Origin of the sequence: uncultured Lactobacillus sp. (assembly GCF_947367085.1) — a bacterium.
Lineage (GTDB): Bacteria > Bacillota > Bacilli > Lactobacillales > Lactobacillaceae > Lactobacillus.
In genome coordinates this window covers 1-12,618 of the sequence record NZ_CANBCP010000050.1, presented here as the reverse complement: position 1 = coordinate 12,618, position 12,618 = coordinate 1, and the positions used below count along the sequence as shown (strand labels likewise).

At 35.1% G+C, this 12,618-nt stretch carries 13 protein-coding genes; all 13 read left to right on the top strand.

Annotated elements, in window-relative coordinates; genetic code table 11:
- Position 1 precedes the first annotated feature (1 nt).
- Positions 2-1,375 carry a UDP-N-acetylmuramoyl-L-alanine--D-glutamate ligase gene (gene murD / locus Q0Y70_RS07800; protein ID WP_297819354.1) on the top strand — a complete coding sequence of 458 codons (1,374 nt, stop codon included), beginning with the start codon at positions 2-4 and terminating at the stop codon, positions 1,373-1,375.
- A 2-nt stretch (positions 1,376-1,377) separates the two neighbouring features.
- Entirely contained in the window at positions 1,378-2,496 is a 1,119-nt protein-coding gene (gene murG, locus Q0Y70_RS07795; RefSeq protein WP_297819352.1) for an undecaprenyldiphospho-muramoylpentapeptide beta-N-acetylglucosaminyltransferase, read from the top strand.
- 24 nt (positions 2,497-2,520) lie between these two features.
- Positions 2,521-3,375 carry a cell division protein FtsQ/DivIB gene (locus Q0Y70_RS07790; RefSeq protein ID WP_297819350.1) on the top strand — a complete coding sequence of 285 codons (855 nt, stop codon included), beginning with the start codon at positions 2,521-2,523 and terminating at the stop codon, positions 3,373-3,375.
- 64 nt (positions 3,376-3,439) lie between these two features.
- Positions 3,440-4,810 (top strand): cell division protein FtsA, encoded by a 1,371-nt coding sequence (ftsA, locus tag Q0Y70_RS07785; protein WP_297819347.1) that lies wholly within the window; start codon positions 3,440-3,442, stop codon positions 4,808-4,810.
- Between the two features lie 18 nt (positions 4,811-4,828).
- On the top strand, positions 4,829-6,154 hold the full coding sequence (ftsZ, locus tag Q0Y70_RS07780) for a cell division protein FtsZ (protein ID WP_297819344.1): 1,326 nt from the start codon (positions 4,829-4,831) through the stop codon (positions 6,152-6,154).
- 18 nt (positions 6,155-6,172) lie between these two features.
- Complete coding sequence (locus Q0Y70_RS07775) at positions 6,173-6,598, top strand: cell division protein SepF (protein ID WP_297819341.1); 426 nt, start codon at positions 6,173-6,175, stop codon at positions 6,596-6,598.
- Entirely contained in the window at positions 6,598-6,882 is a 285-nt protein-coding gene (locus Q0Y70_RS07770) for a YggT family protein (protein WP_297819338.1), read from the top strand. Before Q0Y70_RS07775 ends, Q0Y70_RS07770 begins: the two co-directional genes overlap by 1 nt.
- A 19-nt stretch (positions 6,883-6,901) precedes the next feature.
- Positions 6,902-7,699: an RNA-binding protein gene (locus Q0Y70_RS07765; protein ID WP_297819358.1), complete on the top strand. Its 798-nt coding sequence runs from the start codon at positions 6,902-6,904 to the stop codon at positions 7,697-7,699.
- A 4-nt stretch (positions 7,700-7,703) separates the two neighbouring features.
- Positions 7,704-8,546 carry a DivIVA domain-containing protein gene (locus Q0Y70_RS07760; protein WP_297819335.1) on the top strand — a complete coding sequence of 281 codons (843 nt, stop codon included), beginning with the start codon at positions 7,704-7,706 and terminating at the stop codon, positions 8,544-8,546.
- Between the two features lie 208 nt (positions 8,547-8,754).
- Positions 8,755-11,544: an isoleucine--tRNA ligase gene (ileS, locus tag Q0Y70_RS07755; RefSeq protein ID WP_297819332.1), complete on the top strand. Its 2,790-nt coding sequence runs from the start codon at positions 8,755-8,757 to the stop codon at positions 11,542-11,544.
- Positions 11,544-11,768, top strand: coding sequence for a cold-shock protein (locus tag Q0Y70_RS07750; RefSeq protein ID WP_297819329.1), 225 nt, complete (start codon positions 11,544-11,546; stop codon positions 11,766-11,768). Before ileS ends, Q0Y70_RS07750 begins: the two co-directional genes overlap by 1 nt.
- Positions 11,769-12,332, top strand: a complete 564-nt coding sequence (locus tag Q0Y70_RS07745) for an NUDIX hydrolase (RefSeq protein ID WP_297819326.1) — start codon at positions 11,769-11,771, stop codon at positions 12,330-12,332.
- Positions 12,325-12,618, top strand: a 294-nt coding sequence (locus tag Q0Y70_RS07740; RefSeq protein WP_297819323.1) for a hypothetical protein, incomplete at its 3' end; no start/stop codon positions are given. The genes Q0Y70_RS07745 and Q0Y70_RS07740, both read left to right, overlap by 8 nt.

The window sequence follows — 12,618 nt, the reverse complement described above, 5'->3', positions numbered from 1 at the left end:
TATTAAAACATATGAAGGAAAAAATATCCTGATTTTGGGTTTAGGAAAAAGTGGTTTTGCAGTTAGTGAGTTACTCTTAAAATTAGGGGCGAAATTAACTTTAAATGATAAAAAAGATCTTGCAGACAATGAACATGCAAAAAAGCTTGACCAAGAAGGAGTTCGAGTGATTTCTGGTTATCATCCAGTAGATCTTTTTGACAAAGAAAATTTTGACTATTTAGTTAAAAATCCTGGGATTCCTTATGAAAATCCAATGGTTGTTAAAGCCCAGCAAAAGGGTATCCCGGTCATCACCGAACCTGAAATTGCGCTTAGTGTAAGTCAAGCGCCATATGTTTGTGTAACTGGTTCAAATGGCAAAACTACGACTGTCATGCTAACGCAAAGAATCATGGATCGCTATTTAAGCAAAAAAGGCGGTCATGCTTACGCTGTCGGCAACATTGGTGTTCCAATCTCCGAAGTCGTAGATAAGGTAACTGATAAAGATTTATTGGTTGTTGAAATATCAAGTTTTCAATTAATGGGTGTAACTGATATCAAGCCAAAGGTTGCAGCTGTGGTGGACATTTATAACAATGTCCATCTTGATTATCATAAGACTTTTGACAATTATGTTGCTGCCAAGTTGAGAATTACTCAAAGTCAAGATAGTGATGATTATTTTGTTGTAAACTTTGATCAAAAAGATATTTTAGCTAAGGAGCAAGCATTAACTAAAGCCAAATTAGTTACTTTTTCTGAGGTTGATCCAAGTGCTGATTACTTTATTGGTCAAGAATACCTTGAAAGTCAAAGTGATCATAAGATCATGAAAAAATCTGATATCAAGATTCCGGGTATTCATAATCAGCAAAATAGTCTAGTAGCAATTGCAATTTCAAAGATCTTGGGTGCTAGTGATCAAGATATTGATGAAGTACTTTCGACTTTTTCCGGTGCTAAACATCGTTTGCAATATGTTAAAACATATAATGGTCGCAAGATTTATAATGATTCAAAATCAACGAATATTGAAGCTGCTTCTGTAGCAATTCCTTCTTTTGATCAGCCAGAAGTTTTAATTGCAGGTGGTTTAGATAGAGGCTTTATGTTTGATGATTTGGTACCATTATTTAAGAAGCACGTAAAAGCTATAGTACTTTATGGTGAAACTAAATATTTACTAGCTGATGCGGCAAGAAAAGCTGGTATTAAAGATATAATTATTGTTAATACCTTGCAAGAAGCAGTACCAAGAGCTTATGAATTAAGTGATGAAGGGGATGTAATTCTTTTTTCACCAGCATGTGCTTCTTGGGATCAATTTAATACATTTGAAGAGCGTGGAGACTTCTTTGTTAAATTTATAGAGGAATTAAAGACCAAATAATTATGAGAGTGATTTTTACAGGTGGCGGAACAGGTGGCCACATTTATCCAATAATGGCGTTAATTGAAAGACTTAAGGAAAGAAAATTAGTCACTAATGATGAAATTCTTTTTGTTGGAACAAAAAAAGGTTTGGAATCAAAAATTGTTCCAGCTGCTGGAGTTCCTTTTGAAACTTTGAATGTACAAGGTTTCGATCGACGTCATATATTCAAAAATTTTGAAACAGTAAAGCTATTTTTAGATGCAACAAAGCAAGCTCGTAAAATTATCGACCAATTTAAGCCTGATATCGTTGTTGGAACGGGTGGCTATGTTTGTGGAGCAATGGTGTATGAAGCAGCGAAAATGAAAATTCCTACTTTAATTCACGAATCAAATTCAGTTGTTGGCTTAGCTAACAAGTTTTTAGCTCACTACGTGGATAAGATTTGCTATACTTTTGATGATGCAGCAAAGCAGTTTTCTGAAAAAAAGAAATTAGTAAAAACCGGTAATCCCCGTTCACAACAAGTATTAGGTTTGAATGAAGAAAAAGTTGATATACAGAAAAAATGGGATTTAAATCCAGAGGTGCCTACCGTGTTAATCTTTGGTGGTTCCCGTGGAGCTTTAGCAATTAACAAAATTGTTTTAAAATCACTGGATGAATTGGAACAAAAGCCATATCAGGTGATTTGGGCTACAGGTCAACTTTATTATGGAGAAATCAAAAAAAAGCTAGCAGGCAAAAAAATTAATTCCAATGTCAAGATTGTTCCATATATTGATAATATGCCGGGGTTATTACCTCAAATGACCTGTGTAGTATCAAGATCAGGGGCAACGAGTTTAGCTGAATTTACAGCGTTGGGTGTTCCAGTAATTTTGATTCCTAGTCCGAATGTTACTCATAATCATCAATATAAAAATGCAATGGACATGGAAAAAGCTGGTGCTGCACTAGTTATTGCCGAAGATGATTTAAATCCAAATAATTTCGTTTCATCAATTGATCACATCCTACTTGATAGAGAATATGCTAAGAAGATGAGCGAGGCATCAAAGAAATTAGGAGTTCCGGATGCTTCAGATCAAGTAATTTCAGTAATGCAAGAATTAGTCAAAGATAAAGTAAAATAAGCTATATGAAAAGAGGTGAGGCAGATGGCGAAAGATAAAATTACAAAAAAAGATCCGAAAAAAGAACTATCAGGCTGGCTAGATTATCGATCTAGGCCAAATAATTCCAATACTGCAAAAGTCTCTGCCTCATTGAAAAAACTTCAGGCTGAAAGAAGACGTGCTCTTTTAACGAGACTTGGGGTAATTATTTTTACGTCAGCCTGTTTTATAGTGCTTTTAGGATATTATGTATCACCCAAGGCAAATGTTGCTAGTATTCAAATAAAGGGAGCTCCTGAATTAAATAGTAAACAAATTGTTAAGGCTAGTGGAATAAATGCTCAAGACAAAATATTATCAGCTTATTTAAAACAAAAAGACTACAGCAAAATATTAAGTGAGAAGTTTCCTGAAATTGAATCAGTTAAGGTAACTTCTAGTCACTTAAATAATTTGATTTTGAACATTAAAGAAAAAAAGGTGATTGGCTATATTTACGAAAGAAATAGCCAGTATCGTAAAATTTTAATCAATGGTAAGGTAGCTAGTCAAACTTTAAATGTTAATGAAATTGATAAGAAAAAACCTATTTTTATTGGTTATAATAAGCGTGCCTCATTAAAAGAAGACTTGCGAATCTATTCTAAACTTCCAACTTATGTTCAAGATCAAATTAAAGTTATGAGCGGAGAAACCTCTCGACCGACTCAGATTATTTTTGTTATGAATGACGATAACGTAGTAATTGGAAATACTTCAACAATTATTTCTAAGATTAAATACTATGAAAAGATCAAGCAACAGTTGAAAAAGCCGTCAGTTATTGATTTGGAAATCGGAGCATTTTCTAGACCGTTAACTAATGATGAAAAAAATCGCTTGAGAATAGAACCATAGCTATACTAACTGAGAACTGTTATGTTAAAATTTTAACTATATGTAGAAGTGTGGGGGCATTAATTTGGATAAGACTAATTTATTAGTGGGTTTAGACATCGGTACTACTTCAGTAAAAGCTGTTGTTGCAGAGACTGGTTCAAATGATTTAAGAGTAATTGGAGCTGCCAGTTCACCAACTAAGGGGATGCGTCATGGCAAGATCGTCGATATTGATCAAACTGCTAGTAGCATTGCATCTGCCTTGAAAAAAGTTTCGGAAAAGACAAATTCCAAAATTTATCGAGTTGTTACAGGCATTCCTGTAGGTTTATTACAACTGGAAGAAGCTAATGGTTTAATCAATATCGGTGAACAAGGCCAAGAAGTCGGTGATAGTGATGTAAAGCGAGTATTATCGGCAGCAATCAGTTCTTCATTGAAAGATGGCTGGGAACCAATTGCTTTCTTACCAAATAAATTCTTAATTGATGGTAAGACAGATGTTGATGATCCTCGTAAAATGATCGCTCACTCATTAGAAGTTCATGGAATTTTACTGGCTGCGCCAACTACCGATTTACACAATATCAAAAAAGCTATCGAAAGAGCTGGCTACCAAAATAATTTCTTCGTACCAACGCCACTAGCTATTGCTAGTGTAGCTCTGGATGAAGGAGAAAGAACTTTTGGGGCAATTATTTTGGATTTGGGTGGTGGTACGACAACCGCTACAGTTATTCACGAAAATAAGATTAAATATGCCACAATTGATCTTGAAGGTGGTAGCGATATCACAAATGATATTTCTGTTGTTTTAAACACTTCAAAAAATGAAGCAGAAAAAATTAAACGCGAATTTGGCTATGCAGATCCAAGTCTAACATCTAAAGATAATAAATTCCCGGTTAATGTGGTTGGTGAAAGTGCCCCTCAGATGATTGACGAGGAATATTTAAGCGAAATCATTAATGCTCGTTTAGAACAGCTCTTAGACCGCGTTGGTAATGGATTAGAAGATCATGATGCCTTTAAACTTCCAGGCGGAGTTGTTATAACAGGAGGCTCAAGTGCTCTACAAGGAACCGATGATGTTGTAAAAGATAATTTTCAAGTAAAGGCAAGAATCTTCCAGCCAGACCAAATGGGGCTCAGAAATCCTCTTTATGCAGCAGGATTTGGAGTTGTTAGATATGCTTATGGGTTAGCTGATATTGATTATTTGGTTAACAGCGTGATCTATGGCGGTCAAGTTACTCCACGAGTAACTGAAGAAAATAATTCAGAAAAAATGAAGTTTTTCAAAAGACCGCAGTCTACTAGTGAAATAACTAGAAAAGAAGATTATAATAAAACTAATGTGGCACAGAGTGCTCATGAATCTGACACGGATGCCAGAGACACTAAAAAGAATAAAAAAGGATTCAGAGATTTCTTTAAGAAATTCTTTGATTAATTAAGGGTGGTTTAGTAGATGGATTTTACTTTCGATTCGGATGACAACAAGAATGCAGTCATTAAAGTAATCGGTGTCGGTGGCGCCGGTGGTAATGCAGTAAATCGAATGATAGATGAAGGCGTTCAAGGCGTATCATTTATCGCAGCGAATACTGATGTACAAGCATTGAACAGTAATAAGGCTGAAAACAAGATTCAACTTGGACCCAAGTTAACTAGAGGTTTAGGTGCAGGTTCACATCCTGAAGTTGGTCAAAAAGCTGCAGAAGAAAGTCAACAAACGATTGAAGATTCACTTAAAGGCGCAGATATGATCTTCATCACAGCAGGAATGGGTGGTGGAACTGGTACTGGTGCAGCTCCCGTTATTGCAAAGATCGCTCGTGAAACGGGCGCTTTGACAGTTGGGGTTGTAACTCGTCCATTTACATTTGAAGGACCTAAGCGTTCTAAAAATGCAGCTGAAGGAATCAGTCAATTAAAACAATATGTTGATACTTTAGTTATAATTGCTAATAATCGTTTGTTAGAAATGGTTGATAAGAAGACACCGATGATGGATGCTTTCAAGGAAGCTGATAATGTTTTACGTCAAGGTGTGCAAGGTATTTCTGACTTGATTACTTCAACTGACTACGTGAACTTGGACTTTGCTGATGTTAAGACAGTTATGGAAAATCAAGGAGCTGCCTTGATGGGTATCGGTCGTGCAAGTGGTGAAAATAGAACTGTAGAAGCTACAAAATTGGCTATTTCTTCTCCATTGCTTGAAGTTTCAATTGATGGTGCTAAACAAGTATTGCTTAACATCACTGGTGGACCTGATTTAACTTTGTTTGAAGCACAAGATGCTTCTGACATCGTTTCTAAAGCTGCTGGTGATGGCGTAAATATTATCTTCGGTACTTCAATTAATGCTAACCTAGGTGATGAAGTAGTTGTTACAGTTATTGCTACAGGTATTGATGCCGAAGCTGAAGAAGAAGCCTCAAAACAGCTTAGTCGCCCTGGTCGTCGCACTCGTACTGAGCAGCCACATCGTTCAGAAGCACCTTCAACAGCTGTTTCTGAAAATCAAACACAAGCAAATAATGAACAGGCAAATGTAGCACCTGCTACTCAAACTCAAGCATCAAGAGAAGATCAAGATTCTTTATTAGATCCAACTAGTGTTTGGAAACAAGATAAAAAGGAAAATAAACGTCCAGAACCAAAGCAAGAACAGCAAAACAATTTTGATTCATTTGATTCAGATAATCAAAATGGTATTTCACAAATTGAAACTAATGCAGATGATGATGAAAGTGATATTCCATTCTTTAGACATCGTCGTAAGCGTTAGTCCTAGGAGGAATTAATTATGGCATTTGATAAATTAGGAAGATTCTTTGGTATTGCTGAAGATGAAGATATGAATGAAAGTTCATATACTGAAGAAGTAGATGCAAATCAAGAACCAGAAAAAAATGAAAGACGCGCTAATGTTGTTTCAATAAATTCAGGTAGTGCTCCAACTAGTAAAATCGTTTTATACGAACCTCGTGTATACTCTGATGCAAAAGAGGTTGCTCAAAACTTACTCAATAACAAAGCAATTATCATTAATTTTGCACGTATGGATGATGCACAATCTCGTAGAATTGTAGATTTCATCACTGGTACTGTATACGCCTTAAATGGTGAAATTCAACGTGTTGGCGATAAAATTTTCTTGGCAACTCCACCAAAATTTGAAACTGATGGGAAGATTGCTGAGTTAGTAGATAAGAAAGATAATATTGATTAATGCAAGCTATATTTGTTATATATCAAATTCTAAACACTATAATCTATGTCTATAGTTTTCTAATCGTGATATATACTTTATTAACTTGGGTGCCTAGATTGCTTAATACAACAATTGGCCATTGGCTAGCTAAAATTGTTGAACCTTATTTAGGCTGGTTCGAAAGAATAATTCCGCCAATTGCTGGCATCTCTTTTGCACCAGTAGTAGCACTTTTGGTATTATATTTGATCAATAATTACGTTTTACGCTATTTAATTATTTTTCTGATTAGATTCGTATAAAGAGTAACAATACAAAATGATACAAAAACGACAAGCAAGTAGTTTTTACCAACATTTTGATTATGAAGAAAGACCGGAGGTAGATTATTACACCGGTCTTTTTAATCGCTTTATTTACCAACAAGAACCAATTTTAACGGATTTCTTAAATCCTAGACAAATCTATATATTGAAAGAAATTGTTGGTAGTTATGCGCAAATATATCAATATGGTGGTTATAAGGATGCTGAAAAACAAAGAGCACTTCTATGTGGCTGGGATTATTCTTATGATCTAAATGATTTTAAAATTCAGCTTTTACAAATTGAATATAATAAAAAATGGGATAGATTGAATCATAGTCAAATTTTGGGTGTTTTAGCCAATAGTGGCGTTGAATTAAATTCTTTTGGCGACATCATCAATGATGATCAAGGCAATTGGCAAGTCTTCGTAAAAAGTGATTTAGCTGATTTCTTTGTTGATCAGATAGACAGAATTGGCCGCAGTCATGTCAAATTGAAAAAAATATCTTCTAAAAATGTTTTAATGATGACAGATGATTCAGTTCAAAAGTCTGCTATAACGATTGCTTTGAGACTTGATGCAGTTGTTTCAAGTATAACCAATATGTCGCGTAGCCAGGCAAAAGAAGAAATAAAAAACGGAAATATAAAATTAAATTGGCATGAAACACAAGAATCTAATATAATTGTCAATGTATACGATATTTTAAGTATTCGTCATTTTGGACGGATCAAAATAGAAAAAATAAGCCATACAAGTAAAGGAAAATATCGTTTAGAGTTTAAAGTTTGGCAAGCAAAGAAAAGGTGAGATTATGTCATTGACTCCAATGGACATTCATAATAAACAATTTGATAAAAAGATGCGTGGTTATGATGAAGACCAAGTAGATAGTTTTTTAGATAGAATTGTCGATGCTTACGGAGATGTTTTAGACAAAAACGTAGATTTAAAGAATGAAAATGTTGAGCTAAAAAATGAAATCAAAGAATTAAAAGAAAAGGTAGCTAAATACGATAGAATTAAAGATTCTTTGAACCAATCATTAATTAGTGCTCAAGAAAATGCGGATGAGATTAAACAACGTGCTCAAAAGCAAGCAAACGATATCCTGGCCCATGCAAAGACTGCAGCTTCTGATAAAGAAAAAGATTTAAAGGGTCAATATGAAACCTTAAGTAACGACTATGAATTGCTCAAGGGAAAAGTTGCTGATTTTAGAGATCAAACTAAGAAGCTTTTACAAGATCAATTAAAAGAATTAGATGATCATGATTGGCAATATTACCTTGATAAGTATTATGGTCGTTCACGTTTGTATCCAGCTGATGGATCACAACCAATTCTTGCAAAATCAGATGATGAGGTACAAGCACAAAATGTGCAGCAACAAGATCCAACTAATCAAGTTGATGAAATTGTTGAACAGCCTTCAGTCGATCCAGTTCAAGCTTCACAATCTCAAACTTTGAACACGGTTGACAAACCTACTGAAAATGAAGTAAACTCTGAACAAGATCAAAAAGAAAATGATGCTCCTAAGATATTAGAGGGAGATTCTCCAGTCCATGAAGATGAAGCCCCACAACAACAAAATCCTAATATCAATAATGGACCGATGATCATTTTCCCAGATGATTATAAAGATCATAAATAATTAAGTCGACAGTAAAACAAGTATGAAACTCAGCGATTTGGCGATGGTGAGAGGCCAATAACTCAGAAAGTTGATCAGCTGCCAATAGACTTATTCGTAACCCATACGATACATGGAATGAGTGGAACAGAAATGTTCAATTTAGGTGGTACCACGATTAGCTTCGTCCTATTTAGGGCGGAGCTTTTTTTGTTAGAAAGGAATTCAAATGAAAGTTAAGGATACACTTAATTTAGGTAAGACTAAGTTTAAGATGCGTGGAAATCTTCCAGTACGCGAAGCACAATGGCAAAAACAATGGGAAGAAAACAAATTATACGAACAAAGACTAAAATTAAATGAAGGTAAGCCACGTTTTGATTTACACGATGGACCTCCATTTGCTAATGGTAATATCCACATGGGACACTCTTTGAACAAGATCTCAAAGGATATTATCGTTCGTTTTAAAAATATGGATGGCTACTATGCACCATTTGTTCCTGGATGGGATACTCATGGTCTACCAGTGGAACAACAATTAGCCAAAAAAGGTGTCGATCGTAAGTCAATGGATCGAGCAAAATATCGCGAATTATGTCGTCAATTTGCTCAAGAGCAAGTCCAAAAACAAATGGCTGATTTTAAGCGTTTAGGTGTTATGGCAGATTGGGATCACCCATACATTACTTTACAGCCAGAATTTGAAGCACAAGAAATTCGCGTCTTTGGTGAAATGTTCAAAAAAGGCTACATTTACAAGGGTAAAAAACCTGTTTACTGGTCTTGGTCAAGTGAATCAACTTTAGCAGAAGCCGAAGTTGAATACCATGATATTAAATCACCAAGAATTTATGTTGCCTTTCCAATTAAGGATGGTAAAGGTATCTTAGATTCAGATGTTTCATTAGTAATCTGGACAACTACTCCTTGGACTATTCCAAGTAACGTAGGTATTACTGTTAACCCTAAGTTTGATTATTCAGTAGTTGAAGTTAATGGTAAAAAATACGTAATTGGTAGTGACCGTTTATCAGCTGTTGCTGAAGATTTGGGCTGGAGCGACTACAAAGTCGTTAAGACTTTAAAAGGTACAGATTTTGACCGTATGACATACAAGCATCCACTTTATGATGTAACTGGTTTAGTGATGAATGATACTTATGTTACTGATGACGATGGTACTGGTTTGGTTCACAACGCTACTGGTTTTGGTGAAGATGACTACAATGTAGGTCGTCGATACGGTTTACCAGTATTTAGTCCAATGGACGCACAAGGTAGATTTACTAAAGAGGTTCCAGATCCAGATCTTGTTGGAATGTTTTATGATGATGCTAACAAAGTTGTTGCTGAAAAGTTAAAGAATGCTGGAGCCCTCTTAAAGCTTGATTTCTTCACTCACTCATACCCACATGATTGGCGTACTAAGAAGCCGGTAATTTATCGTGCAACTACTCAATGGTTTGCATCAATTGATAAATTCAGAGATCAAATTTTAGATCAAATTGAAAAAGCAGACTTTATTCCTTCTTGGGGTAAAACTCGTCTTTACAATATGATCAAAGATCGTGGAGACTGGGTAATTTCTCGTCAACGTGCATGGGGTGTGCCACTTCCAATTTTCTATGCAGAAGATGATACTCCAATTGTTACTCCAGAAACAATTGAACATATTGCTGAAATCTTTGAAAAAGAAGGTTCTAACGCTTGGTATACCCATACTGCTGAAGAATTACTTCCAGAAGGATTTAGCTCAGAACATTCACCAAATGGCAAGTTTAGAAAAGAAACTGATATTTTAGATGTTTGGTTTGACTCTGGTTCTTCTTGGGCAGGCGTAATGAAGCAGCGCGATGGACTTAGCTTCCCAGCAGATTTATATCTTGAAGGAAGCGACCAATACCGTGGCTGGTTTAACTCAAGTTTAATTACTTCAGTTGCAGTAACTGGTCAAGCTCCATACAAGCAAGTCTTATCTCAAGGATTTGTATTGGATGACAAGGGCCACAAGATGTCTAAATCTCTTGGAAATGTAATTTCTCCTAACGATGTGATTAAGCAAATGGGTGCCGAAATTATCCGTTTATGGGTTGCAGGTGCTGATACTACTTCTGACGTTGCTGTTTCTCAAGATATTTTACGTCAAAGTGCTGAAGCTTATCGAAAGATTAGAAATACTTTCCGCTTTATGCTGGCAAATACTTCTGATTTTGATCCAAAAGCTAATGCGATAGCTTATCCAGATATGGCAGGCGTTGACCAATTCATGGAAGTTAAGTTAAACTATTTAGTTCAAGAAGTTTTAGACTCATATAATAAATACGACTTTAATAGCGTATATAAGAAAGTATTTAGCTTCATCTCAAACGACTTGTCCGCATTTTATTTAGATTTTGCCAAAGATATCCTATATATCGATGCTGAAGATAGCGAAAGCCGTCGTTCTATGCAAACTGTTATCTATGATGTCTTAGTTAAATTAGTTAAGGTTTTAACGCCTATCTTGCCTCATACGATGGAAGAAATTTGGGGATATTTGAAGGAAGACGAACAATACGTTCAATTAAGTAATATGCCTGAAGTAGCTCACTTTGCTAATGAAGAAGAAATTTTAGCTAACTGGACACAATTCATGCAAGTTCGTTCTGACGTTTTGAAAGCTTTAGAAGTTGCAAGAAATAACAAGGTAATTGGAAAGTCTTTTGAAGCTCATGTGATTTTCCACCCAACTACTGAAACTAAAGAATTGCTTGATAAGTTAGACAGTAATATTCGTCAAATTTTAATTGTATCTCAACTTTCTTTAACGGATGAATCCTTAGAAGGTAACGATGTTCAAAATCTTAAATCTGGTCAAATCGAAGTTAAACATGCTGAAGGTGAAGTTTGTCCAAGATGTCGTCGTATTACTAATGATGTTGGTAGTGATGCAAGATTCCCAGATTTATGTGCGCGTTGTGCTAATATTGTAGCTGAAAGCTACCCTGAAGCAATTGAAGAAGGACTTGAGAAATAATGCGTACAGGTACTGTAAAACAATTTGATAAAAATGCAGCTTTTGGTTTTATTGATGATGACCTAACTCATTCTTCATACTTTGTTTTTTATAAATCTATTAAAGAAGAAGGATATAAGAGTCTTCAAGTTGGTCAACGTGTATACTATCAATTAGCCCAAGGTAAAAAGGGCTTGCAATGTATAAATGTTTACATTGATCATAATAAACAAGAGGAGAATTAAATGGATCTTAATGAGACCGAAATCTCAAATAAAACTGTTTTTGAAGGTCGATTAATCGACCTAAATGTTGAAACAGTGTCTCTTCCTAATGGTAAGACTGCGATTCGAGAGGTAGTCAAACATCCCGATGCATCCGGTGCAATTGCAATTAATAGTGATAAAAAAATGCTTTTGGTTAAACAATGGCGTGAGCCTATTAAGCAAGTTACCCTCGAAATTCCTGCAGGTTTAATTGACGAAACAGATGCATCACCACTTGATGCAATGAAGCGTGAATTAAACGAAGAAGGCGGCTATAAAGCAGATTATTGGGAAAAGGTGACAGAATTTTATTCATCTCCAGGTTTTTGTGATGAAAAAATGTATCTCTACTACTGTGACACTTTAACTAAGTTAGAAGATAAACGTCCCTTAGATGAAGATGAGTTTTTAACACAAGAATGGTACAGTTTAGATGAATTAAAACAATTACTAGCTCAAGGAAAAATAGTTGATTCTAAAACTGTAATGGCAATTACGGTTTGGGAAAATATGTTATTAACTGGACAGCAAAATAATGACTGAAAAAAGAGCTCAATATCGCAAAAAACAAAAGCAAAGTAATTTATCAAGACTTTTGAAAAGAGCAGAGTCTGATCGCAAGAAATCCAACGATGAGATAAACGTAAATCCAGATTTTGTTAAAGATAACAACGAAAAAGGTGTTAATTCTAGTTCACGTCAACAATATTTCGACAATGAAAAAGCAGATTTACGTGAACAAAAAACGCAACGATTAAGAAAACGTTTGAATTGGGCAATTTTTATAGTTATTTGTTTGATTGTGATTGTTTTAGTAGCCTTATTTAAT

Excerpts from the sequence above, each read along its gene's own strand:
- murG (WP_297819352.1), top strand. The coding sequence starts at position 1,378 with ATGAGAGTGATTTTTACAGGTGGCGGAACAGGTGGCCACATTTATCCA.
- Q0Y70_RS07790 (WP_297819350.1), top strand. The coding sequence starts at position 2,521 with ATGGCGAAAGATAAAATTACAAAAAAAGATCCGAAAAAAGAACTATCA.
- ftsZ (WP_297819344.1), top strand. The coding sequence starts at position 4,829 with ATGGATTTTACTTTCGATTCGGATGACAACAAGAATGCAGTCATTAAA.
- Q0Y70_RS07775 (WP_297819341.1), top strand. The coding sequence starts at position 6,173 with ATGGCATTTGATAAATTAGGAAGATTCTTTGGTATTGCTGAAGATGAA.
- Q0Y70_RS07770 (WP_297819338.1), top strand. The coding sequence starts at position 6,598 with ATGCAAGCTATATTTGTTATATATCAAATTCTAAACACTATAATCTAT.
- Q0Y70_RS07760 (WP_297819335.1), top strand. The coding sequence starts at position 7,704 with ATGTCATTGACTCCAATGGACATTCATAATAAACAATTTGATAAAAAG.
- ileS (WP_297819332.1), top strand. The coding sequence starts at position 8,755 with ATGAAAGTTAAGGATACACTTAATTTAGGTAAGACTAAGTTTAAGATG.
- Q0Y70_RS07750 (WP_297819329.1), top strand. The coding sequence starts at position 11,544 with ATGCGTACAGGTACTGTAAAACAATTTGATAAAAATGCAGCTTTTGGT.
- Q0Y70_RS07745 (WP_297819326.1), top strand. The coding sequence starts at position 11,769 with ATGGATCTTAATGAGACCGAAATCTCAAATAAAACTGTTTTTGAAGGT.